Source organism: Lactobacillus kefiranofaciens (assembly GCF_014656585.1).
In the GTDB taxonomy this organism is placed as follows: domain Bacteria; phylum Bacillota; class Bacilli; order Lactobacillales; family Lactobacillaceae; genus Lactobacillus; species Lactobacillus kefiranofaciens.
The window spans coordinates 1504370-1527582 of record NZ_CP061341.1 but is presented as its reverse complement, the minus strand read 5'-3'; the positions used below and the strand labels follow the sequence as shown (position 1 = coordinate 1527582).

General features: G+C 37.3%; 21 protein-coding genes and 1 pseudogene. 18 read left to right on the top strand and 4 right to left on the bottom strand.

Annotation, left to right across the window (positions count from 1 at the left end):
* Positions 1–47 precede the first annotated feature (47 nt).
* From ICI50_RS07525 to ICI50_RS07505, 5 genes are all read left to right on the top strand, one after another.
* Positions 48–314 (top strand): phosphocarrier protein HPr, encoded by a 267-nt coding sequence (locus ICI50_RS07525; RefSeq protein WP_003546482.1) that lies wholly within the window; start codon positions 48–50, stop codon positions 312–314.
* Positions 314–2047 (top strand): phosphoenolpyruvate--protein phosphotransferase, encoded by a 1734-nt coding sequence (gene ptsP / locus ICI50_RS07520; protein WP_056941247.1) that lies wholly within the window; start codon positions 314–316, stop codon positions 2045–2047. Before ICI50_RS07525 ends, ptsP begins: the two co-directional genes overlap by 1 nt.
* A gap of 218 nt (positions 2048–2265) precedes the next feature.
* Positions 2266–2664, top strand: coding sequence for a transcriptional regulator SpxA (spxA, locus tag ICI50_RS07515; protein WP_013854487.1), 399 nt, complete (start codon positions 2266–2268; stop codon positions 2662–2664).
* A gap of 92 nt (positions 2665–2756) precedes the next feature.
* Complete coding sequence (locus ICI50_RS07510) at positions 2757–3512, top strand: adaptor protein MecA (RefSeq protein WP_025084095.1); 756 nt, start codon at positions 2757–2759, stop codon at positions 3510–3512.
* A 75-nt stretch (positions 3513–3587) separates the two neighbouring features.
* Positions 3588–4478, top strand: a complete 891-nt coding sequence (locus tag ICI50_RS07505; RefSeq protein WP_013854485.1) for a competence protein CoiA family protein — start codon at positions 3588–3590, stop codon at positions 4476–4478.
* Here ICI50_RS07505 and ICI50_RS07500 read toward each other — a convergent pair.
* Entirely contained in the window at positions 4446–5063 is a 618-nt protein-coding gene (locus tag ICI50_RS07500) for a DsbA family protein (protein ID WP_056941246.1), read from the bottom strand. The two genes, ICI50_RS07505 and ICI50_RS07500, sit on opposite strands and share 33 nt — an antisense overlap.
* A gap of 86 nt (positions 5064–5149) precedes the next feature.
* Complete coding sequence (locus ICI50_RS07495) at positions 5150–5758, bottom strand: CYTH domain-containing protein (RefSeq protein WP_013854483.1); 609 nt, start codon at positions 5756–5758, stop codon at positions 5150–5152.
* Positions 5759–5833: 75 nt separating this feature from the next.
* Between ICI50_RS07495 and yjbM the strand changes: the two genes are divergently transcribed.
* The 4 genes and pseudogenes from yjbM (at position 5834) to ICI50_RS07475 (ending at position 10066) form a co-directional block, all read left to right on the top strand.
* Positions 5834–6469 carry a GTP diphosphokinase gene (yjbM, locus tag ICI50_RS07490; protein WP_013854482.1) on the top strand — a complete coding sequence of 212 codons (636 nt, stop codon included), beginning with the start codon at positions 5834–5836 and terminating at the stop codon, positions 6467–6469.
* Positions 6466–7269 (top strand): NAD kinase, encoded by an 804-nt coding sequence (locus tag ICI50_RS07485; RefSeq protein ID WP_054640380.1) that lies wholly within the window; start codon positions 6466–6468, stop codon positions 7267–7269. Before yjbM ends, ICI50_RS07485 begins: the two co-directional genes overlap by 4 nt.
* Positions 7262–8174: pseudogene (locus tag ICI50_RS07480) on the top strand (RluA family pseudouridine synthase). Before ICI50_RS07485 ends, ICI50_RS07480 begins: the two are co-directional and overlap by 8 nt.
* A gap of 116 nt (positions 8175–8290) precedes the next feature.
* A complete protein-coding gene (locus tag ICI50_RS07475; protein ID WP_013854480.1) occupies positions 8291–10066 on the top strand; it encodes an oleate hydratase in 1776 nt (591 codons plus the stop codon).
* Positions 10067–10103: 37 nt separating this feature from the next.
* Here ICI50_RS07475 and ICI50_RS07470 read toward each other — a convergent pair whose 3' ends face one another.
* Both ICI50_RS07470 and ICI50_RS07465 read right to left on the bottom strand, forming a co-directional pair.
* A complete protein-coding gene (locus ICI50_RS07470) occupies positions 10104–10796 on the bottom strand; it encodes a TVP38/TMEM64 family protein (RefSeq protein WP_025084096.1) in 693 nt (230 codons plus the stop codon).
* Between the two features lie 120 nt (positions 10797–10916).
* Positions 10917–11945: a lactonase family protein gene (locus ICI50_RS07465; RefSeq protein ID WP_025084097.1), complete on the bottom strand. Its 1029-nt coding sequence runs from the start codon at positions 11943–11945 to the stop codon at positions 10917–10919.
* Positions 11946–12115: 170 nt separating this feature from the next.
* Between ICI50_RS07465 and ICI50_RS07460 the strand changes: the two genes are divergently transcribed.
* From ICI50_RS07460 to ymfI, 9 genes are all read left to right on the top strand, one after another.
* A complete protein-coding gene (locus ICI50_RS07460) occupies positions 12116–14872 on the top strand; it encodes a cation-translocating P-type ATPase (protein ID WP_095342037.1) in 2757 nt (918 codons plus the stop codon).
* Between the two features lie 71 nt (positions 14873–14943).
* Positions 14944–15324 (top strand): PTS glucitol/sorbitol transporter subunit IIA, encoded by a 381-nt coding sequence (locus tag ICI50_RS07455; protein ID WP_013854476.1) that lies wholly within the window; start codon positions 14944–14946, stop codon positions 15322–15324.
* Between the two features lie 19 nt (positions 15325–15343).
* Positions 15344–16546 carry an AI-2E family transporter gene (locus tag ICI50_RS07450; protein ID WP_056941242.1) on the top strand — a complete coding sequence of 401 codons (1203 nt, stop codon included), beginning with the start codon at positions 15344–15346 and terminating at the stop codon, positions 16544–16546.
* A 51-nt stretch (positions 16547–16597) separates the two neighbouring features.
* On the top strand, positions 16598–17158 hold the full coding sequence (locus ICI50_RS07445) for a tRNA (cytidine(34)-2'-O)-methyltransferase (RefSeq protein ID WP_013854474.1): 561 nt from the start codon (positions 16598–16600) through the stop codon (positions 17156–17158).
* The gene (locus tag ICI50_RS07440) at positions 17158–17553 is read left to right on the top strand and encodes a DUF1149 family protein (protein WP_013854473.1); all 396 of its coding nucleotides are present in this window, start codon (positions 17158–17160) and stop codon (positions 17551–17553) included. The genes ICI50_RS07445 and ICI50_RS07440 overlap by 1 nt, the downstream gene beginning before the upstream one ends.
* Before the next feature lie 13 nt (positions 17554–17566).
* A complete protein-coding gene (locus ICI50_RS07435) occupies positions 17567–19993 on the top strand; it encodes an FtsK/SpoIIIE family DNA translocase (RefSeq protein ID WP_188891414.1) in 2427 nt (808 codons plus the stop codon).
* Positions 19980–21194 carry an insulinase family protein gene (locus ICI50_RS07430; RefSeq protein WP_013854471.1) on the top strand — a complete coding sequence of 405 codons (1215 nt, stop codon included), beginning with the start codon at positions 19980–19982 and terminating at the stop codon, positions 21192–21194. Before ICI50_RS07435 ends, ICI50_RS07430 begins: the two co-directional genes overlap by 14 nt.
* Positions 21191–22441, top strand: a complete 1251-nt coding sequence (locus tag ICI50_RS07425; RefSeq protein WP_013854470.1) for a M16 family metallopeptidase — start codon at positions 21191–21193, stop codon at positions 22439–22441. The genes ICI50_RS07430 and ICI50_RS07425 overlap by 4 nt, the downstream gene beginning before the upstream one ends.
* A 5-nt stretch (positions 22442–22446) precedes the next feature.
* The gene (ymfI, locus tag ICI50_RS07420) at positions 22447–23175 is read left to right on the top strand and encodes an elongation factor P 5-aminopentanone reductase (RefSeq protein WP_013854469.1); all 729 of its coding nucleotides are present in this window, start codon (positions 22447–22449) and stop codon (positions 23173–23175) included.
* The last annotated feature ends 38 nt before the right edge of the window (positions 23176–23213 follow it).

The window sequence follows — 23213 nt, the reverse complement described above, 5'->3', positions numbered from 1 at the left end:
GGTATTTATTACCAGCTTAATTTTTCAATTTAAAGGAGATATTCACAATGGAAAAACGCGATTTTCACATTATTGCAGAAACAGGTATTCATGCACGTCCAGCTACTCTTTTAGTACAAGCTGCTTCAAAGTTCGGTTCAGACATTAACTTGGAATACAATGGCAAGTCAGTTAACTTGAAGTCAATCATGGGTGTTATGTCACTTGGTGTTGGTCAAAATGCTGATGTTACTATCACTGCTGAAGGTGACGACGAAAAAGACGCATTAGACGCAATCGCTGACACTATGAAAAAAGAAGGTTTAGCTGAATAATGACCAAAACTTTAAAAGGAATTGCTGCCAGTGACGGTATCGCTATTGCTCCAGCATATCTTCTTGTAGAGCCTGATCTTTCATTCACTAAGTCATCAATTGATGACGTTGATTCAGAAGTAGCTCGTTATAATGATGCTATTAAGGAATCAACTTCAGAAGTTGAAAAAATTCGTGATACTGCTAAGGAAAGTTTGGGCGAAGAAGAAGCCCAAGTTTTTGAGGCTCACTTAATGATTTTGAATGACCCAGAATTCACTGGTGCCATCGAAAATGAAATTAAAAACTCCAAGATTAATGCAGAAGCTGCTCTTGATGAAACTGCTCAAAAATTCATCGCAATTTTTGAAGGGATGACAGATAATCCATACATGCAAGAACGTGCTGCCGATGTACGTGACGTTTCAAAGCGTATCATGGCTCACCTTCTTGGTAAGGGATTGCCAAACCCAGCTTCAATTGATCATGAAGTTATTGTTGTAGCTCACGACTTAACTCCAAGTGATACTGCTCAACTTAATAAAAAGTATGTTAAGGGCTTTGTCACTGATGTTGGTGGTCGTACTGCTCACTCAGCAATTATGGCTCGTTCACTTGAATTACCAGCTGTAGTTGGTACTGATTCAATCACCAAGGACGTTAAGAATGGCGACATGCTGATCGATGATGGTCTTGATGGTGCTGCTATTATTGCTCCAAGCGATGATCAAGTTACAGACTACAAGAAGAAGGGTGACGACTTCCTTAAGCAAAAGGCTGAATGGAAGAAGTTGAAGGATGAACCTTCATTAACTGCTGATGGTAAGCAATTTACTATTGCAGCTAATATTGGTACTCCTAACGATATGCCAGGTGTTCATGAAAACGGTGCTGAAGCTGTTGGTTTGTACAGGACTGAGTTCTTGTACATGGATTCATCAGACTTCCCAACCGAAGATGACCAATTCGAAGCCTACAAGAAGGTTATCGAAGGTATGAACGGTAAGCAAGTTATCATCAGAACCATGGATATTGGTGGTGATAAGCACCTTGATTACTGGGACTTGCCAGAAGAAATGAACCCATTCTTAGGTGTACGTGCTATTCGTCTTTCACTTAAGAACGAAAAGATTTTCCGTACCCAATTAAGGGCTTTGCTTCGTGCATCTGCATACGGTAAGCTTGGTATCATGTTCCCAATGATCGGTACTTTAGCTGAACTTCGTCAAGCTAAGGCTATCTTAAATGACGAAAAGCAAAAGTTGATTGATAAGGGCGTTAAGATCGGTGATAACTTACAAGTTGGTATGATGATCGAAGTTCCAGCAGCTGCTGTATTAGCAGATCAATTTGCTAAGGAAGTTGACTTCTTCTCAATTGGTACTAACGACTTGATCCAATATACTATGGCTGCCGACCGTGGTAACGATAATGTATCATACTTGTATCAACCATATAACCCATCAGTACTTCGTTTGATCAAGCATACTATTGATGCTGCTCATGAAAATGGTATTTGGTGTGGTATGTGTGGTGAAGCTGCCGGTGATAACACCATGTTCCCAATTTTACTTTCAATGGGACTTGATGAATACTCAATGAGTGCAACTTCAATCTTGCGTATTAGAAGCTTAATGAAGAAGTTCGATACCAAGGATCTTAAAGAATTAGCTAATGAAGCATGTTTCGTTTCAGAAACTGCTGAAGAAAATGAAAAGTTAGTTAATGACTTGATGAAGAAGATTAACAAGTAATTCAAAATTGAATTGAGAAAAGAGACTGTAAGGTCTCTTTTTTGTTTTTTAAGTAAAAAATAGAATTTCTTCACAAATTATTCATGTTTTATCCTTAGAATATAGTCAAAAGTTAACATAGAAGATAAAATGAGCACTTACAAAAAAGAAGTTAGTATGTTATAATAATTTTAAGTTAAAGAACGTATACAAATAATTGTTCTGAGGAGCGTGATTTTATGGTAGATTTATATGTATCTCCTAGTTGTACCTCATGTCGCAAGGCAAGAGCTTGGCTTGAAAAGCATGATATTCCTTATAAAGAAAGAAATATTTTCTCTGAGCCTTTAACTAAAAAAGAATTGTTAAACATCTTGCGTATGACCGAAAATGGTACTGAAGAAATCATTTCTACCCGCTCAAGAGCTTTTCAACAGTTAAAAATCAATTTAGATGATTTATCAATTGATCAGTTGCTTGATTTAGTAGAAAAGAATCCTAGTTTATTAAGAAGACCGATTATTATGGACGATCGTCGGCTCCAGGTTGGTTATAATGAAGATGAGATTCGCCGTTTCTTACCAAGAAAAGTACGGCGGCTAGAACTGGCTGAAGCACAAAAGATCGCAGATTTATAGAGATAAAGGTGTTAGTGTTAAAGCTAACACTTTTGGTTTAAACAAGAAGTACGCTACAATAGATTTATATTAATCATGGAGGTGAAATTCCTGTGCAAGTGGATCATATTAATGAAAATACGATCAGGGTTAGAATTAATAAAGATGAGTTAGCCCATCGCGGTTTAAAGGTTTTAGATTTGTTGGGTGACAAAGAAAAGATCCAGAAATTCTTTTACTCAATCTTATCTGAAGTTGATACGGATCATACTTTTGGCCAGGGTGTACCAGTTACTTTTCAAGTAATGCCTAATAATGTTGGCCTTGATCTAATGATTACTAAGGTTCATCCGGATGAAGCAAATACTTTACGAAAGATGATGAACAGCGGGTTTGACGATGAAGATACCACTAATCAAAAGCAGACGCAATCTGATGCAAGAAGGAGTTTGTTCGATCTTGATCCAGATGATGATTTAAATACCGAACTTGATCCTGCAGTGCAAAAGCAGCAGGAAGCTAATACTAATCAAGATAGCAGCGTTAATAATGAATATTGGAAATTTCAGAAAAAGCATGCTTACAGTTTTAATGAATTAGGCAATGTAATCGAGTTAGCTGATAGTTTGCGAGTTAGCGATTTGGCTTCAAGCTTATACTATTTGCGTGGGCAATATTACTTGGACTTAGCTTTTCTTGATGAAAATTATGCTGAACTCAAACCGGCAGATGCCTGGGCAATTGCTAATGAGTATGGTATTAAGATTAATGATGAAGAAATGAATACTGTTAAGGAAACTGGCAAATGCTTGTTGCGACAAGATGCTTTAGGTAATATTCGTCACTATTTTTTAGTATCAAATAAATAATTAAGATTTTTTAAAGAAAAAGAGTCGGTGTGAAAAAACGGCTCTTTTTTGCGTAATAAAACATGGGTGATAAAAATGTATGCAGCCATGTTAAATAAAAAAATTGTACTTGCGGTTAGTGAAGCATATTTGGTAAATAAAGGACAAAAAAAGTTAAACTGGGATAATTATCGTTGTCCTCATTGCAATAAAAAGGTGATTTTAATTGTTTCAGAGCAGAAAGCTGCTTTCTTTAAGCATATATCTAGTTATGGCAGTGCCTTAGGAGAAAAAGAAGAACATCATCTGTCTAAGATGCTCCTCAAATCAGCGCTGACAGCTGCTGGGTTCAATGCTCAGGTAGAGATACCATTAGCAGATGGACAATTGCGGGCGGATGTGTTGGCATCTAAAAAATTAGCTTTTGAGGTACAATGTGCACCATTAAGTACTGCCGAATTTAATCATCGTCATAACCTATATAAAACAATTGGCGTAATGGATATTTGGATTGTAGGTCAACGACATTATTTAAAAAGAAACTTAAAGCATACTCAATTAATCTTTTTTAGAAAAAATAAAAAATGGGGTAACTATTATTTGGAAGTAAATCCTAAGAGAAATTATTTCTGTTTAAAATATAATGTTTTACAGGAGCCACTTACTAAGAAGTTAGTCTATCAAACCAAGTATTTTGCATTAGATGAGGTTGATCTAAGAACGTTCTGGAATTTTAGGCCGTTGAAGAGAAAGTATGTCTTACAAAAAGCTAGTCAAAGAGAATACTTAATTAAACAAATAAGGCAGAAGAGTAAATTAGGCTTGCGAATCGGCCAAATGTTGTATGAGAGAAAAATGACTGTTACGGATTTACCGGATAGTTTGTTTCAAGTTTGGCGAGATCCTGGTGAAGAAGATTCAGTAACTAAATTTTTGCGAAAAAAACGCCTTGATTTAGATCAGGCGCAAATGATTTTGTTGTGGTAAAAAATTGGAGAACCAATTAGATGAGTTAGGTAAAAATAGATGAATCAAGTCAGTTTGGTTAACTGGCCCTTCAAGTAAGACGCCGTTTTGATCATTATTTTCGTCAAAAATAATAGTTGTAGGCGTAGCTTGAATTCTCCATTGATTAGCCAGTTTTTGGTCTTCTTCAATTGAAGTATGTAGATAATCGCTCTGCTTAATCGTTTCAATGGGTGAATTCTTAATATCTAGTTCAGTTGCAATCTCTTGTAACAATTCAGGCTTATAAGCAGAAGCGTCTTGACTTAACCGTTTTTGCAATTCATATAAATATCTGCGTGCCTTTTTATTACCATAAGTTAGCTTGATTGCATGATAGTTCTCTAGTGCTTCATAAGTAGCTTTAGAAAAAGTACTGATATCAGGCAATTTTTGGGCATCTTGACGACGACGGATGGCATCGTCATTAACTAGACAAACATTAGCGATTGGGATGTAATGATAACAAACATCTACCCCTAATTCATCAACGGTTTTACGGATTTGTCTTTCTGTGTCATAGCAATAGATTCCTATTGGATTGATGAATAGAAAAATTTCAAACATACTCTCGACCTCTTTGGTATTTTACTAATTGTTACTTTAGCAAGAAACAAAAACAGTGACAAAAAATATGCTTTATTTTCTATATGTTATTTTCTGTGAGCGTTTGCACGAGCGATCTTGCTTTGATTAGTATTAGTACTGGTTTGACTAAAATCATAATCATATTCTAGCACTTGCTGAACTTGACCAATTAATTTAGGGTTAGTATTTTCGATTTCGAGTTCAAAGTCTTGGTAGCCATCTGGATATGATGTCGCGTCTAAAGTTAACTCGGCATTTTTAGGTCCATTCATGAGGATGCGACGTGTTTTACTCCAGGTAAAAAGAGCTAGATCTTTTTGCTCTTGTTTAAAATGCTCATTCAGATAATGACCGATATTGCCTTGAAAAGTAAAATGCTTTTGTGCAACTAATTTTTTAGCTTCGGCATGAGTTAGGTTGTCATTGATTTCAATTACTTCATGAAAATTTTTTTGCACGGGATTAGGATCTGGAACTTTCATTGTTTGTTCGGCATGGTCAGCGTAAATTCTAATTCTTAGACTAATTTGGTGCTTTTTTAACAGACTATTAGGAGTGTCAAAATAATAATTCTCTTGGACAAAATCTTGTTTTACTGGGAATGAATGGGTGATTTTTTCATAAATATTTTTAGTTAATAGTGTTTTGGCTTCAATTTCGCGATTTTTACTCATAATTTTTCCTCCAAACTATCTACATTAATTATATGGTAAAATGAGTTTGTTTGCTTAAGAAAGGAATGTTTTCTCATGAAAGAAATAGATTGGGATAATTTCTTGTGGCCTTATAACGAAGCTGTTCGTGAATTAAAGGTTAAATTTCGTTCTCTTAGACAAGGCTTTTTAACTAAGGGAGAACATTCACCGATTGAGTTTGTAATTGGTAGGGTTAAAACAGTAGATTCTATTAAAGAAAAGATGCAGCGTCGGGTGATTAATCCAGACGTAATTGAAACGGATATGCAGGACATCGCTGGTATTCGAATCGTAACGCAATTTGTCGATGATATCTATAAGGTGGTAGATTTAATTCACGCTCGTGATGACATGGAAGTAGTTGAAGAGCGTGATTATATCAAAAATGCCAAACCATCCGGATATCGTTCATATCACATGGTGATTAATTATACTGTTTATCTGCCTGAGGGCCCTAAAAAATTAATTGCAGAGATTCAAATTAGAACCTTAGCAATGAATTTCTGGGCTACTGTAGAACATACCTTAAATTATAAATATCAAGGTGTCTATCCAGATGATATTTCTGAACGTTTGAAGTCTACAGCTGAAGCTGCTTATCGCTTGGATGAAGAAATGTCGTCGATTAAAGATGAGGTTCAAGAAGCTCAGAAGATTTTTACCAAGAATAAGGGCAAGGAAAAGTTATGAAAGTAACGATCGCGCATAATAACTACGACCAGACGCTAAAAACAGTGGCTCGTTTAAAGGAGTTATTAGATAAAAAAGGTGTTGTGTATGATGCTAAATATCCTGATGTGGTAATTACCGTAGGTGGGGATGGCACATTAATTAATGCCTTTCACCGTTATGAAAATCAGGTAGACTCAGTGCGCTTCATTGGGGTTCATACGGGACACCTGGGTTTTTATACGGATTGGCGTAATTATGACATTGATAAGATGGTAGATGCACTTTTTATGACTAAAGGAGAGCCAGCCAAATACCCCTTGCTTGAAATTAAGATGCTGACAGAGTCGGGTGAGACGCGATATCATCTAGCCGTTAATGAATCGGCAGTGAAGCGGGTTTCGCATACTCTAGAAGCTGATGTGTACATTAACGATGAATTATTTGAAAATTTTCGTGGGGATGGCCTATGTGTATCTACACCTACGGGATCTACGGCTTATAGCAAGTCCTTAGGTGGGGCAGTGATTCATCCCCGTTTAAAGGCTTTACAGATGACAGAAATTGCCTCGATTAACAATCGTGTATTTAGGACATTATCTGCGCCAATTGTGATTGCACCAGATCAATGGATTACAATTATTCCTAATGCAGATCATTTCGTGATGACGGTAGATGGAGCAAGAATAGATGTCCGTAATGCCAAGAAAATTGAATATCGTATTTCTAGGCATTCGATTCAATTTGATCGTTTTGGACACCATCATTTTTGGTCACGTGTAGAAGATGCATTTATTGGAGAAAATAAAGAAAATGACTAGTTTATTCAAACTAATTGTGCATGAAAGAGACCCAAAAAAATTGGGCTCTTTTTTGTTAAAAAACGGTTTTTCACATCAGGCCTTGATTAAGGCTCGTTATCACCATGGCATGATTTTGGTGAACCACAAGAGACGGTATCTTAGTTTTCAGCTAAAAGCTGGGGATGAAGTAATTTTCGTTACTGGAGAAGAAAAGAAAAATGATTTCTTAAAGCTGTCTACCAATCCGATCAAAATTGTTTTAGAAACTAAAAATTATTTGATTGTTAATAAGACTGCTGGTGTTTTGTCTATTCCCTCTAGGTATGAAGATAATGATGCGGTGGTTAACCGGGTTATGGGCTATTTCGCACGAAAAAATGTCAATTTGAAGCCACAATGTCAATTTGAAGCCACATGTTATTACGCGGCTTGACCGAGATACTTCTGGCTTAGTTTTAGTAGGTAAAAATGCGGTTGCCCATGCTCGTTTTAGCAAGCTCGGCAAAGAAAAATTTATCAAAAAATATCATGCCATTGTCCATGGTAATTTTACTGAAACTGAATTGACTGGTTTGATTAATCAACCAATTGGTAAAAAGGGCAGTGGGGTGAAGCGGGCAGTAGTTGCCGATGGTAAAAAAGCACAAACACAGTATCAAGTTCTTAAGCAAGTTCCGGGTGCTAGTCTAATCCAGCTCCGCTTACTTACTGGGAGAACGCACCAGATACGCGTGCACATGGCTTATTTAGGTCATCCCTTGTATGGTGATCCATTATACGGGATTAAAGATGGCTTTAAACGGCAAGCTTTAAACTGCTTTTATCTAAATTTTCCAGATTCTTTTAATCATGATCAGCTGCAAACTGTCGAGGTCAGTGATCCTCTTGATATGCAAGAATTATGGCGTAAATTAGCTAATTAATAAAGAATTCTAAAATTATTAGCGAAATCTACTAAGGACTTGCATAAGGAAACCGTTTTCTTTAGAATTGAAAGTGTAAGATAAAATTATACCTATACAGAAAAGAGGACACTTTTATGTATTATTCCAATGGTAATTATGAAGCCCTTGCAGATGCTCAGAAGCCTGCAGGTGTAGATCATAAGTCCGCTTATATTATTGGTAGCGGATTGGCAGGACTTTCTGCTGCTGTATTCTTAGTTCGTGATGCTCAAATGAAGGGCAAAAATATTCATGTTTTAGAAGAATTACCAGTCGCAGGTGGTTCACTTGATGGTGCCAACCGTCCTAACGCAGGCTTTGTAGTGCGTGGCGGTCGTGAAATGGAAAACCACTTTGAATGTTTGTGGGATATGTATCGCTCAATTCCAAGTTTGGAAATTCCAGGTGCATCCTATCTGGATGAATATTATTGGCTCGATAAAAAAGATCCTAACTCATCAAATTGCCGGTTAATATATAAGCGCGGTGATCGTCTGCCAAGCGATGGTCAATATGGTTTAGGCAAATGCACTAAAGAAATTGTGAAATTGATCATGACTCCGGAAAAAGAACTTGAGGGTGAAACTATTGAGGAATTCTTCAGTGATGACTTCTTCAAGACTAACTTCTGGTCTTATTGGTCAACTATGTTTGCTTTTGAAAAGTGGCATTCAGTAGCTGAAATGCGGCGCTACTGCATGCGTTTCATTCACCATATTGATGGCCTGCCAGATTTTACTGCTTTGAAGTTTAACAAGTATAACCAATATGAATCAATGGTTAAGCCATTATTGGCTTACTTGAAGGATCACGGCGTTCAATTTGAATATGATTGTCATGTTAAGAATGTAGAAGTAGATCATGATGGTAGTCAAAAGATTGCCAAGAAAATTATCATGACTCAAAAGGGCAAGGAAGCTGAAATTCCTTTAACGCCAAATGATATTGTCTTTATTACTAATGGTTCAATCACTGAAAGTTCAACTTATGGTGATCAAAATACGCCAGCTCCAATTACTCATGCCAAGGGCAGCTCCTGGAAATTATGGGAAAACTTGGCTAAGCAGGATCCGGCCTTTGGTCATCCAGATGTCTTCTGTGAAAACTTGCCAGAGCGGAGCTGGTTTGTATCTGCAACTGCTACTTTAGAAAATAGAAAATTAGCCCCATACTTTGAACGGTTGACTAAGCGTAGTCTCTATGATGGCAAAGTTAATACTGGTGGGATTATCACAATTGTTGACTCTAATTGGGAACTTAGCTTTACTATTCATCGTCAGCCACACTTCAAGAGCCAAAATCCAGATCAAATTGTAGTTTGGATTTATGCTTTGTATTCAGATACTGAAGGTAACTACATTAAGAAGAGAATCGTCGATTGTACTGGTAAGGAAATTGCGGAAGAATTGCTATATCACTTAGGTGTGCCAGACAGTCAAATTAGTGAAATGGCTAGTAAAGAGAATATGAATACTGTTCCGGTTTACATGCCATATATTACTAGTTACTTCATGCCGCGTCGTGATGGCGATCGCCCTGCAGTTGTACCAGAAGGATCAATTAACATTGCCTTTATTGGGAACTTCGCTGAATCGCCAACTAGAGATACGGTCTTTACTACTGAATATTCAGTTAGAACTGCGATGGAAGCAGTTTACACATTGCTTAATGTTGACCGTGGCGTTCCAGAAGTCTTTGATTCAATCTATGATATTCGTCAGCTTCTGCGTGCGATGTACTACATGTCAGATAAAAAGAAGATCGAAGATCAAGATATGCCATTGCCTGAAAAATGGGCAGTTAAAACTGGTATGAAGAAGATTAAGAAGACTTGGGTAGAAGAATTGCTTAAAGAAGCCAATTTAATTTAGATAAAAAAGACAAAATGAAAAAGGCTTGAGCTAAAACTCAAGCTTTTTTTGCATGTTCTTTTAAAACTTTCATTACTAAGAGAATAGCGCCGGCTATTAATGCCAGTACAATAAAAACAATTACCGCTTTAATGATCCTGCTGCTATCAAGGTGGAGGATCGAGTCGCCACCGTATGCATAAATATAAGCAACGGGAGCTACGCCAATCACGATTGGAAGCAGCTGTTTTTTACGATTATTTTTATTAATCATGCCATTGACGTAACTGACGGTTGCGCTCGGAATAAACGGAATCATATAGCCGATTGTTAAAGCAATCATTGGATATTTTTGTGAGGTCAGTAATTTATAAATCTTGCTATGGGTCATATGTTTAATATCATAAAGCTTGCGCAAGAGCTCCATCAGAACGATTTGCCCTAAAATATCACTGATCCAGTTAACAATAAAGCCGAAAGCTGGGCCATATAAAATTCCATTTAAGACGCAGAAAATTCCGTTTGATAAACCAGGAATTGCCACGCAGATAGCATTTAAAATGAATAAAAAGGCTAGATCTTCAATTCCATGACTACGGACCATTTTAATTAGCAACTCTTCATTATGGTGGTCAAAATGAACTAATAGTTTTAATTCGGGGAGATAGCTTAAGTACAATTTATAAAGTAATAGTAATCCAAGCAGTCCTCCTAGAATAAATAAGATAATGCGAATGATTTTTGGTTTCACTTTGTCACCTTCTTAATTTCAAACTTAATTTCAAAGTATCTATTACTTATTTTACTTTAAAAAATGATAAGAAAAAAGTCATGACAGCTATTGCCATGACTTAATTAATGAAGAGTGAAGCTATTTAGTAAATAAAACGCGAGTACCTTCTGGAACTGCAATTTCTTTTTGGATTGGAGTTAGGGTTCCTGTTCCAGCGTTTCTTAGGTAAAGCGTAGCATTATCAGTGTTTTGGTTAGCAGCTACGACATATTTTTGGTTAGCATCCCAATTGAAATCTCGAGGGAAATCACCAAAGGTTGAAACCCGTTGAACTAAGCTCAAAGTATGGTCATCGTTAACTTTAAAGACAGTGATTGAATTATGACCGCGATTGGAATTATAAACATATTTGCCGTCTTTACTGATATAGAGAGCTGCGGCACCGTTATGAGCAGTGAAGTCTTCAGGAATAGTCTTAACTGTGGCGATATTTTCAAAATTCCAGTTATCTTCATTAAACTTAACTACATTAATTTTGCTGGATAATTCGCCGACAACGTAGAAGTAATTACCATCTTTTGAGAAGACAATGTGACGACTGCCAAAGCCAGCCTCGTTTTTGTATTGAGCCAAATGTTTTAATTTTCCTTTTTCAAGATGATAAAAATCAACTGTATCGTTGCCTAAATCGCAGCTGACCAAGTTGCCAGCTGGAGTTTGATCGAAGAAATGAGGATGAGGGCCATCTGTTTGTTCTGGACGAGGACCAAGAATCTCAGCCTTATGTGTAGTAGTTGTGATCAAGTCTAACTTGCCATCATTGTTGTAGCTGAAAACTGATAAAACAGCGGTGTGATAGTTTGCCGTGTAAAGCAGTTTTTGTTCACGATTGATTCCTACATAAGCAGGTGAAGCACCAGGAGTCAAGTAATGGTCAACTTCACTTGCACCTTGTGTGCTTAATTTAAAGGCACTAATCCCGCCTTCGTCTCCCGCGTTATTAATCGCGAAAACTAAATCTCCATCTTTTTGGAAGTATGTAGGCCCGCCCACACTGATAATATTCTCAGCTTTGCTTAGTCGAGCATCATTATTTTCACCGGTAAAAGGTAATTCATAAATACCTTTAGAAGTTTTTTTGGTATAACCACCGATTAATACTTTCATTTATTTAATTGCCTTTCTTTTTTAGAAAATATCTTAGCCATTACTGAAATTAAGTATACCATGTGAAGCACCAAAGCGGATTATGACTTGTTTCTTCAGAAAAGTGTTACGGTTATTCCATAAGGAAAAATGAATAAAGTTCGTAGTAAAAACTAAGAAGGCGTACATAGTTGGATGAAAAAAAGGTTCGTGAACTTTATGCTAAAGCTAGTTTAATGGATGTTTTTAACAATTTGCATTCTTCTAAAAATGGGTTGTCTGATGAGGAAGCTGCTAAACGTTTAAAGAAATATGGCTTAAATACCATTAAAAAAGCAGCAACTGAATCAGAATGGCGTACATTTTTTAAAAACTTCACCAGCATGATGGCGATTTTGCTTTGGATTTCTGGTCTAATTGCGATTGTATCAGGAACTATTGAACTAGGAATTGCTATTTGGCTAGTAAATATTATTAATGGCTTGTTTAGCTTCTGGCAGGAAAAAGCCGCTAAGCGTGCAACTGACGCGTTGAATAACATGTTACCAACTTATGTTGAGGTAATTCGTAGTGGTAAGAAAAAGCAGGTTGATAGTAAAAATTTGGTGCCCGGAGATGTTTTTGTCCTTCAGGCAGGTAATTCGATTCCAGCTGATGCACGAATTCTTTCTGCTAGTTCTATGCAGGTAGATCAGAGTGCATTAAATGGAGAGTCTGTTCCCGAGTCTAAGACCACTAAGTATGATCCTGGTGAAGGCGAATATGCAGAGAGTAACTTGGTTTATTCCGGCACGACTGTTGGTGCTGGCAATGCCAGGGCGATTGCATTTGCGACAGGAATGAACACGGAATTCGGTCGAATTGCCAGTTTAACGCAAAAGCAAGAGAAGACTTCTAGTCCTTTGACAGCTGAGCTTAATCGCTTAACCAAGCAAATTTCGATTATTGCGATTACAATTGGAGTTATTTTCTTTATTGCGGCAATTTTCTTTGTTAAATATCCTTTAGCAAAGGCCTTTATTTTTGCATTAGGGATGATCGTTGCTTTTATTCCAGAAGGGCTGTTGCCTACCGTTACCTTAAGTTTGGCCCAAGGAGTCAAACGAATGGCTAAAAAACATGCTTTGGTTAAAGAGCTTAATTCAGTTGAAACTTTGGGTGAGACTACGGTGATTTGTTCCGATAAAACGGGCACATTAACGCAGAATCAAATGACGATCCATTATCTTTGGACTCCAGCTGGTGAATATCAAGTTACTGGTAATGGTTATGTCAATAACGGTAAAGTTGAATTTAACAAGCAACAATTGTGGTATGAAGAAAATCCAGATTTGCATAAATTGGTGCAAATTGCAGCCTTGGATAACGACACAACTGTAGAGCCAAATAAGAATGGTGGCAAACCTAAGATTTTAGGCACGCCGACTGAAGCTTCTTTGATTGTAATGGCGCAAAAAGCAGGATTTGATAAGCAAAAAGTGGTGGTTAAATATCCCCGTTTGCGAGAATTGCCATTTGATTCTGAACGTAAGAGGATGTCCACTATTCATCGCTGGAATGACACTCAGGATATTATTTTTACTAAGGGTGCTTATAGCGACACAATTAAACAGTGTGATCGCATCCAAGTTAATGGCCAAGTGAGAAAAATGACACAGGCCGATTTAATTCGTACTAAAAAAGCTAATGCAGATTATGCTTCTCGCGGCTTGAGGAGCATGGCTTTAGCTTACAGAATTATTGATCAAGATACCGATATCAATAAAATTGATATTGCTCACGCTGAGCAACACTTAATCTTTGTGGGTTTGGCTACAATGAGCGATCCGCCACGGCCAGAGATTTATGATGCTGTTAAACGTTGTCATCAAGCAAAAATCAGAATCATTATGGTTACCGGAGATTCTAAATTAACTGCTAAGTCGGTAGCGGTAAAAATTGGGATTACCTCAGACAAGGCACGAGTTATTTCAGGTACGGAGCTTAATCAAATGAGCGATGAAGAGCTTCGTCAAGTTTTGCAAGGCGAAGTTATTTTTGCCCGGGTTGCTCCTGAACAAAAATACCGTATTGTAAAGAATTGTCAGGCAAATGGAGAAATCGTGGCTTCAACTGGTGATGGCGTAAATGATGCCCCAGCTTTAAAGCAGGCCGATATTGGTATTGCCATGGGGATGACTGGTACTGATGTTGCTAAAGATGCAGCCAATATGATTTTAACGGACGATAACTTTGCTTCTATTGTGGCTGCTATTGAAGAAGGGCGTGCGGTTTATAGCAATATTCGCAAGTTCTTAACTTATATTTTGACTTCGAATGTTCCTGAAGCTATTCCATCAGTATTGTTCCTGTTTTCAGCTGGGCTTATTCCTTTGCCAATGACCATTATGCAGATTTTGACTGTTGACTTAGGTACTGATATGTTGCCGGCTTTAGGCTTAGGTGCTGAGGCAGCAGATCCAGATACAATGAAGGAGCCACCGCGGAAGAGATCAGAGCACTTATTAAACAAACATGTAATGATTAAAGCAATTTGCTGGTATGGTCTAATTTCAAGTCTGATTTCTACTGCTGCCTACTTCTTTGTCAATTATCAAAATGGGTGGCCTCAAACTGTTTTAACCGCTAGTGGTCCCGTTTATATGAGAGCTACTACCATGGTTTTAGGCGCAATTGTCTTTACGCAGATTGCGAATGTCTTGAATTGCCGTACTAATAAAACCTCAGTCTTTAAGAAAGGCTTATTCAGCAATAAAAATATTTGGTATGGCATTATTTTTGAAATTTGCTTATTCTTTATCTTGACGATTACACCAGGGATCCAGCAGGTCTTCAATACTACAACTTTAGCTGCTTCAGATTGGCTGTTTTTGTTCTTATTGCCAATCCCATTAGTGCTTTTGGAAGAAGCTAGAAAATGGCTGATGTATCACAAGAAAAATAATTAGAGAATTTGAGCTGTTTAAAGTTTTTAAGCGGCTTTCCTTATGCTAAAATTATTTTTAAGGAGATATAAATTATGAAATGGATTTCAACTATTAAAGCAATTGGTAAAAAAGCCGTTGATAATAAAGACGGTATGGTAATTTTATTTGGTGAAGGTGCCAACAAGGATTTAGAAGATGTTTCTGTGATCCAAAAGTTTGGTAATGAAACGCCAGTTAGTGGTTTTGTCTTTAAAAAAGGCGATACTGTTACTGTTGACGGTCAAACCTATGTGGCAAGCTATGTTGGTCCAATGGTAGAAAGCAACATGAAGGCATTAGGTCACGCAACTTTGTTCTTTAACTGTAAGGTTCCTAAGACGCCTTTAGCAAATGCTGTCTATTTTGAACCAGATGCAGCAGGGATATTGCCAAACTTTAAAGTCGATGACGACATTGTTTATGAACATATTTAAAGACTAGGACCATAAAAAGATGGAACATAAACGAAAACGTAAAGCAGAAACGATCTTTCAAAGATGGTTTCTAGATAATCGTTTTAGCATCGTTTTGCTGAACATCTTGTTGTTCTTCTTGATCATTTGGGTCTTTAATAAGGTTTCATTCGTATTGAATCCAGCCTGGGTTTTCTTCAGTGCAATTTTGCCACCACTTTTATTGGCGGTTATTCAATACTATGTGATGAATCCAGTAGTAGATTGGTGTGAAAAGAAGTTTAAGATTCCAAGAGTAGCGACTATCTTGGTTTTGTTCTTGCTGATCTTGGTAGCTTTAATTTGGATTATCAATATTTTGGTGCCTATAGTGCAGAATCAGATTAATGCGTTGATCAAAAATTGGCCACATATCTGGAATGATGCGGTCAATGTTACACAGAATGCATTACAGGATCCGCGATTGCACGAAGTCAAGGGCAGCTTGCAGCACATGATTGATAATACTCAGAAGACTTTGTTCAAATCTGGACAGAGTACGTTTGCGGCTACGATCGGTAATATCTCATCAGCTGTCAGCGTGATTACGATGATAGTAATGACGCTTTTGACGGCACCATTTATTTTGTTCTTCATGCTCAAGGATGGTCATCAATTAAGACCATATATTACCAAGTTTGTACCTGAAGACTGGCAAGCAAGTTTTAGTCAGCTTCTTTATGATATCAACCGTGCATTGGCCTCATATATTCGTGGGCAGATTACGGTTGCCTTCTGGGTTGGCGTGATGTTTGTTATCGGTTATACCGTGATTGGTTTGCCATATGGTCTTGCCTTGGCAATCTTGGCTGCCTTTATGAATTTAATCCCATATTTTGGTACGCCACTAGCTTTGATTCCAGTCCTGGTAATTGCGATTATGACGTCAGTGCCAATGCTGATTAAAGTATTGGTTGTCTTTGTAATTGAGCAGGGAATCGAGAGTCGACTTCTCAGTCCATTGGTCATGGGCAATAAGATGGAGATGCATCCCGTGACGACTATCTTGCTTTTAATTGGTGCTAGTGCTGTTTGGGGACTTTGGGGCGTAATTTTCGGAATTCCGATTTATGCAGTCTTGAAGATTATCGTATCTCGCGTGTACAATTATTATCGAAGAGAATCTGACGTTTTTAAAGAAACAGAGGCTGCTTCTTCGACCACGGGGGATGCAGATCAAGTAAAAACAAATAATACTAAATAGTTTTAAAGCGTGGCTTAAAAGCTACGCTTTTTTGATTAAGGAGTTTTTTGAATGACAAATCACGTTGTTTTATATGAACCTTTAATGCCAGCAAACACTGGCAATATTGCACGTACTTGTGCGGGAACTAATACAGTTTTAGATTTAATTGAGCCATTGGGTTTTCAAATTGATAATAAAAAAATGAAACGGGCAGGCCTTGACTATTGGGATAAGGTTGACGTACGGATGCATGATGATTTAAATGCTTTTTTAAAAACATTGGGACCAAATGATGAGATGTATTTGATTTCTAAGTTTTCATCTAAGAACTATGCAGAAGTTGACTATACTGACCCTAAGAAAAACTATTATTTTGTTTTTGGTAAAGAAACAACAGGATTACCAGAGACATTTATGCGTGAGTATTATGACCGCAATCTGCGTATCCCAATGTCAGATAATATTCGCTGCTATAATTTATCTAATTCGGTAGCGATGGTATTGCTTGAAGCATTGCGTCAACAAGGCTTTCCAAACATGGAAACGGCGCACCATTATGAAAATGATAAGTTAAAGGATGATTATAACCGTCCAGAAAGATATGAACGTAATTTAGGAGAGAAAAAATAATGGATATTAAAAAGCAAACTTCAGTTATTGTACAAGCATTTCACTATGATTTAACTGATGGTAATGCCACACCTAAGAGTGACGTTAAGCCAGGTCTTAGGAAAATTGATGTTAGTGAAGATCAGGAACATTCAGAAGAAAATGGCAGCTTTTATGATGTGGCTGTTTTTTATGATGTTATTCCTGCACCAGGTGAATTTGAAGTAAGTGGTGAAATTCACCAAATTGTGCAATTAGTAGGCTATCATGGTGATGGCTCAGATATTAGCAATGCAGATTGGCAATTGTTAAGTCGGCCTTTAGTTGAATATATTGAAACTTTGACCTATGAAGTAACCCAGGTTACTTTGGATCAGCCGATCAACTTAAACTTTAAGGCCAATTTTGACCACTAATTAGGGTGAGTACATGCCTGTAAAAAAGAAAAAGAGAAAAACTAAAAGAAAATATCATAAAAAGAAAGTAAATAAAGAGCAAAATCTAAATTGGAGCGTTTTTGGTCTAGTCTTGCTGTTAATTGCTGTTTTGGCTTTAGTTAGATTTGGAATTTTAGGTAAGCAGATTGCCAATTTAATTCGACTCTTTTTTGGTGATTCTTATTTATTTACTGCTGGACTATTTGGTTTATTTGGTTTGGTAAATACAATTTATAATCAACCAATTCATTTGACCATTAAAAGGACTATTGGACTTTGTCTGGCTTTTTTAGGCGTATTGCTTATCCAGAGCAGTTTATATTTTGAACATGAATTAGTTAATAGTGGCTTTCTGAATTCTTTTTGGCATGCAATTAGTGCCGAGTTTGGACGGGCCGGTGTAACTGAGGATGTAGGCGGTGGATTAATTGGTTCATTAGGCTATCAAATTTTCTATCCATTACTAGGTCAATTGGGAGTGAGAATTTTCGCGATTCTTTTAATTCCAATTGGTATTCTGATGTTCTTTGACGTGAAATTTAGAACAATTATGGGAAAATTTCAGTCGGTCAGTCAATTATTTATTCAACGCAATAAAGAAGCTGGGGTTAAATTAAAGAATAAGTACAGCGATGTTTTGGAAAAGAAAAAGCAAAAGACTCTTGCGACTGAAAAACAGCAGCAAGATCAAGATGATAAGACTATTTTTCCTGATGTAGCTGATTTTGATCCAGATGATTCTACTCCTGGTGAAATAACTCCGTCTAGTGAGGATGTTGAAGTTGAAAAAACGGATCCTGAGCCAGAACCACAGATTCAAATCGCGCCGCAGTCTAATGAAACTTCTTCAGAAAAAGACTTACCTAAATCTCATTCTTTTGCTGAGGAAGATCGTAAGTTAAAACAAGACTTAGCTAATGTGGATCATGGAGAACTTAAGACAGATGCGGCAGTTAATAAAGCATATAAAATGCCCCCAATCAGTTTGCTTGATCCTATAAAAGCAACTGATCAAAGTGCTGATCGGAATTTAATTAAGAAGAATACACAGGTTTTACAATCCACGTTTAAGAGTTTTGGGGTTAAGGTAATTATTAAAAAGGCAATTCTAGGCCCCACTATTATTCGTTATGAGGTTCAACCCGCTGTAGGAGTTAAGGTTAGCCGTATCGTTAATCTAGCTGATGATCTGGCTCTAGCTTTGGCGGCTAAAGATATCAGAATTGAAGCGCCAATTCCTGGTAAGCCTTTTATTGGAATTGAAGTACCTAATCGAGCTACGTCTGTAGTCTCTTTTAAGGATGTAATGGAGCATCAAGATGCTAAGGCCAAAAATAATCCAATGGATGTTCCTTTAGGCAAGGATGTTACAGGAATGACGATTTCTGCTAATTTAGCTAAAATGCCGCACTTGTTAATTGCTGGATCAACTGGTTCGGGTAAGTCAGTGGCTATTAATACAATTCTGGCTAGTATCTTGATGAAAGCTCGACCAGAAGAAGTCAAACTAGTGCTGATCGATCCTAAGATGGTGGAATTATCAGTTTATAACGGCGTACCACACTTATTGATTCCGGTAGTTACTGATGCAAAATTGGCAGCCAATGCTTTGCGCAAGGTCGTTAAAGAAATGGAACGACGCTATAAATTGTTTGCGGCTGGCGGCGTACGTAACATGAAGGAATACAATCAGAAAGCAGCGGAGAATAATCAGGATAAGTCAAGGCCAGCAATGCCGCTTTTACCATATATTCTCGTGGTAGTTGATGAACTTAGTGATTTGATGATGGTAGGCGGTCATGATGTAGAAGGTGCGATTGTTCGCTTAGGGCAGATGGCCCGTGCTGCTGGGATTCATATGATCTTAGCAACTCAGCGTCCTAGTGTGGATGTTATTACTGGCTTGATTAAGGCTAATGTTCCTTCTAGAATTTCATTTGCCGTTTCTAGTGGAGTCGATTCAAGGACTATTTTGGATCAGACTGGCGCTGAAAAACTATTGGGACGGGGCGACATGCTCTATATGCCTATTGGCGCTTCTAAGCCTGAACGTATTCAGGGTGCTTATATTGCTAGTGATGAAGTTGAACGCGTTATTGACTGGGTTAAAAAGCAACAAAAAGCTGATTATGATGCATCAATGATTCCTAAGAAGGGTGAAGCGGCTTCTAGTGATAACCAAGAAGACGATGAGCCGGAAGATGAGCTTTATACGCAAGCCGTTGAATTAGTTCGTCACCAGCAAACAGCTAGTGTTTCGATGCTGCAGCGTCGTTTTAGAATCGGTTATAATCGTGCCGCTAGGATGGTTGATGAAATGGAAGCTAAAGGAATAGTAGGCCCATCTGAAGGCTCTAAGCCGCGTCAGGTATTGGTTCCAGCAAAGAATGAAGGTAATACAGCTCATGCTAACAACTAATATTGCAATTCGAAAAAATAAAAAATTTACTACGGGTACAATTGGCTATTTCGTGCGTTTTCCACTTACTAGTCATAATTTGGCCTTTGCCAGTTTATTAGCAAGGATGCAGATGAATCTTTCTCTCTCTTATCCGTCAATTGCCAGTCAACAGCGTGCTTTATCTCAATTGTATGATTTGCAATTTGAAGTGATGCCGCAGCTTTTTGGTAAAGAAATCATTTTGACTTATTATGCAAATTTTGTAGAGCCAATTGAGATCTTGGATCCAGATTATACCTATGAAAAAATAATTGGTACTTTAGGTCGGATTATTCGCTTTCCTAATAATCAACCTGCTGCTTTAAATTTGGCTCAAAGGCAGTTAAAGGACGATTACCGCGAGTTAATGGGGCAACCATTCAACTATGCTTTAGATCGCTTTTTTAAATTTTGGTATCAAGATCAACCAGACTATGCCGAGAATTTTATGGGTCCAATTGCTGAAATTAAAAGTGCTGATCACAAGCAAATGGAAGACTTTATTAGCAGTTTGCGACAGCAACCAGTGGCTATTTTAGGGATGGGCCGTGATAATACTTTACTAACTAAATTAGCGCAAAAAGAGTTTCGTGGTGCAGGCGTGATTGGTCAATTTCAGGTAGATGATATGACTATTCCTGCTAAGCGGAGCTTGATTGATCAAGTGGATCAACAAGGCAATATTCAAGCTCAAGTAATGTTGGGTTTTGAATTTAAAGACCGAACTACTTATCAAGATCAAATTGCTGGTACTTTACTTGAGCAGTATTTAGCAGGGGATGAGTCTTCTAAATTATTTAGTCAAATTCGGGCAGAATTAGGTGCAGCTTATGATGTTAGTGCCAGCAGCTTTGCCAATAATTCTTTATTTTTGATTAATACAGGAATTGATCCCCAAAAAGTAGGATTAGTTAAGCAAATTATTTTAAACGAGATGGGCAAAATAGCTAATGGCGACGTTGATGAAGTAATTTTTAAAAAAGCGAAAAAAGCAGTGCAGCGTAATCACTGGATTGGTTCGGATAGTCAAAATTGGCAATTAGGGCAAGCCTTGCGCGCAGAATTATTGCCAGAATATGTCAACTTTGATCGCGAAGATGCTATTAAAAAGTCAACGCCACATCAAATGGTTAATTTTGCCCGCAATCTATTTTTTAATGAAAGCTATATTTTGAAATGATTACACCAAAAATTATTAAACGAAAATATAAATCTGGCTTTACGGCTGAAGTTATTTTAAAGCCCCATTTTTATCAACGCTTTTTCGGAATCATGATTGATTTTGGTAGTAGTGATGAGCAAGAAGTAGCGGGATCTGCTCATTTTTTAGAACATAAACTATTTGCTAAAAAAGAAGGGGACATTTCACAGCAATTTGAGGAAATTGGTGCATATGTTAATGCCTTTACCTCCTTTAATGAAACCATGTTTTATTGCACTGGGATTGAGCATATCCCTAAGATGATCGAGCTATTATTTAGACTAGTTGGTCAGCCGTATTTTACTAAGCAAAATATCGCTAAGGAAGCCCCAATTATCGAACAAGAGCTTGCGACTTATAAGGATAACCCAATTTGGAGCGTTAATAATGCGATTATGACCAGCATGTTTGGTCATTCTAATTTAGGGACTGAAGTTGTAGGGGATGAAAAGTCGATTAAAGCGGTCACTGTGGAAAACTTGACTCAGGCTTATGAAAACAATTATCTGCCTGGTAAAATGCAGTTTGTAGCTTGCGGTGATTTTTCCACTAATCAGGTGCAAACCATTTTGCGTCAGGTAGGTAAATTAGAAAAAATGTATCTTACCAATAAATCAACTAAAAGTGCTCAAATTATTGCTCCAGTAGGTAAATTACAAAATCAAATTTTACCCGCAAGAGGGAATTCTAATGCATTTGGTCTAGGCATTCGCTTTAAAAACTTTAAGAAAGTATTATCAAGTTCTGATTTAACTCAAATTTTGCTAGAAATAATGTTAGAATCAAAACTAAGTGTAATGGGACTGTGGTTTGAAGAGATGAGGAATAAACAATTATTAACCGATTCGCTTCAGATATCGGTTAATTACACTAGACAAGGTGATTTTGCTACAATCTTTGGTGTGAGTGCTCAGGCTGAAGTTATTATTAGTGAAATAAAAAAGATATTGACTCAACCTATTAAGAATAATTCTGAGCAATATCGTTTTATTAGAGATAATTTTGATTTACAAAAGAAAGAATGGCTCGCTAGAACCGTACGAACGCGGAATGATATTTCATCTTTAGCTATTGAAATGGTAGAAGAAAGCCTAGATCATGAAAATTTGCAGCAGAATTTAATGAAGCTGCAGTCGATGAGTTTTGAAGAATTTTATCAGAGTTGTCAAAAAATCATGAAAGATAGCGAAATTTGCTTTGCCTATTTGAATTCTAATAAGGAGTGATCTTAGTGAAGCGAGCGATTGTTTTTGGTGCCACTGGTGGTATTGGACAAGCTATTTGCCGAGAATTGGCGTTAAGTGGCTGGTCGCTGTATTTGCATTACAATACGAAAAAAGAACAAGCTGAACAATTAGCCCAAGAACTTTTTGCTAAGTATCCTGAATTAGATTTTATGCCTATTCAGTTGAATTTTGCGACCAGCGATCAAGAACTAACTAGTTTTGTAAATAGTTTATTGCCAGTTAATGCTGCGATTTTTGCTCAAGGGATAACTAACTATGGTTTTTTAGGTGATGAAAAATTAACTAATATTAGTCAAGTGATTAATATTAATTTAGCTACGCCAATTAAATTAACTAAATTATTAGAGCCGCAATTAATGAAGCAGAGTTTTAGTCGAATTGTTTATTTAGGCTCCGTTTATGGTGGTGCTGGCAGTGCATTAGAATCCGTATATAGCGGGACTAAAAGTGGATTGAGTCGTTTTGCTCAAGCATATGCGCGCGAAGTCGCGTCAAATAACCTAACCGTGAATGTAATTGCACCTGGTGCTGTGAAAACACAAATGAATAGCATTTTTTCTCAAGCTACAATTGAAGAGGTGCAGGAAGAAATTCCGGCAGGTCGCTGGGCTCAAGGCGAAGATATTTCTTATTGGGTTAAAACTATATTGAATCCGCGTAGTAGCTATCTTACTGGGCAGACAATTTATGTTACAGGTGGCTGGCTTTTATAACTAAGACGTTGTAAGCAAAATTTTATGGTATACTCAAT

Excerpts from the sequence above, each read along its gene's own strand:
- ICI50_RS07525 (WP_003546482.1), top strand. The coding sequence starts at position 48 with ATGGAAAAACGCGATTTTCACATTATTGCAGAAACAGGTATTCATGCA.
- yjbM (WP_013854482.1), top strand. The coding sequence starts at position 5,834 with ATGAAAGAAATAGATTGGGATAATTTCTTGTGGCCTTATAACGAAGCT.
- ptsP (WP_056941247.1), top strand. The coding sequence starts at position 314 with ATGACCAAAACTTTAAAAGGAATTGCTGCCAGTGACGGTATCGCTATT.
- ICI50_RS07435 (WP_188891414.1), top strand. The coding sequence starts at position 17,567 with ATGCCTGTAAAAAAGAAAAAGAGAAAAACTAAAAGAAAATATCATAAA.
- ICI50_RS07495 (WP_013854483.1), bottom strand. The coding sequence starts at position 5,758 with ATGAGTAAAAATCGCGAAATTGAAGCCAAAACACTATTAACTAAAAAT.
- ICI50_RS07430 (WP_013854471.1), top strand. The coding sequence starts at position 19,980 with ATGCTAACAACTAATATTGCAATTCGAAAAAATAAAAAATTTACTACG.
- ICI50_RS07475 (WP_013854480.1), top strand. The coding sequence starts at position 8,291 with ATGTATTATTCCAATGGTAATTATGAAGCCCTTGCAGATGCTCAGAAG.
- ICI50_RS07500 (WP_056941246.1), bottom strand. The coding sequence starts at position 5,063 with ATGTTTGAAATTTTTCTATTCATCAATCCAATAGGAATCTATTGCTAT.
- ICI50_RS07455 (WP_013854476.1), top strand. The coding sequence starts at position 14,944 with ATGAAATGGATTTCAACTATTAAAGCAATTGGTAAAAAAGCCGTTGAT.
- ICI50_RS07445 (WP_013854474.1), top strand. The coding sequence starts at position 16,598 with ATGACAAATCACGTTGTTTTATATGAACCTTTAATGCCAGCAAACACT.
- ICI50_RS07450 (WP_056941242.1), top strand. The coding sequence starts at position 15,344 with ATGGAACATAAACGAAAACGTAAAGCAGAAACGATCTTTCAAAGATGG.
- ICI50_RS07440 (WP_013854473.1), top strand. The coding sequence starts at position 17,158 with ATGGATATTAAAAAGCAAACTTCAGTTATTGTACAAGCATTTCACTAT.
- ICI50_RS07425 (WP_013854470.1), top strand. The coding sequence starts at position 21,191 with ATGATTACACCAAAAATTATTAAACGAAAATATAAATCTGGCTTTACG.
- ICI50_RS07465 (WP_025084097.1), bottom strand. The coding sequence starts at position 11,945 with ATGAAAGTATTAATCGGTGGTTATACCAAAAAAACTTCTAAAGGTATT.
- ICI50_RS07505 (WP_013854485.1), top strand. The coding sequence starts at position 3,588 with ATGTATGCAGCCATGTTAAATAAAAAAATTGTACTTGCGGTTAGTGAA.
- spxA (WP_013854487.1), top strand. The coding sequence starts at position 2,266 with ATGGTAGATTTATATGTATCTCCTAGTTGTACCTCATGTCGCAAGGCA.
- ICI50_RS07485 (WP_054640380.1), top strand. The coding sequence starts at position 6,466 with ATGAAAGTAACGATCGCGCATAATAACTACGACCAGACGCTAAAAACA.